Genomic DNA, 395 nt, shown 5'->3' with positions numbered 1-395 from the left:
CGCCGCGAGGAGCTGTATGCCAACTGGGAGTTTGTGCGCCGCTATATGGAAGAGGGGCCGGAGGCCGTGGCGCACGTGCTGAAGCTGATGCCGCCGGTGGAAGGGCGGCGTGAAGGCATCTTCTTTGGCTACTGGTACCTGATGCTCAGCGCCGCCTACGGCGCGCCGCTGTTTCTGGTTCCGTTCCTGATGGCGCTGTACCTGACGGCGTGGCCGTTCCGCCTGTTCGCGATGTACAGCTGCAAAATCCCGCGCTGGAGCGCGGAGGTGGAAGCGCAGTGCGTGATTGCCCCGGATGACCCGTGGGATATCAGCGCGGTACACAACCCGCGTCCGCTCTGGCGCTGGATGCTGGGGCTGGATATGGCGCACAGCATGGTGGACAAAAAGCGGGC

Annotated in this window: 1 protein-coding gene; it reads left to right on the top strand. The window is 64.6% G+C overall.

Annotation, left to right across the window (positions count from 1 at the left end):
• Positions 1–395, top strand: a 395-nt coding sequence (locus FKM52_RS21785) for a DUF6708 domain-containing protein (protein WP_342777797.1), incomplete at both ends; no start/stop codon positions are given.

The sequence above is a fragment of the Mixta tenebrionis genome (assembly GCF_006517625.1).
GTDB lineage: Bacteria > Pseudomonadota > Gammaproteobacteria > Enterobacterales > Enterobacteriaceae > Mixta > Mixta tenebrionis.
This window is presented reverse-complemented; position numbering and strand designations above follow the sequence as displayed.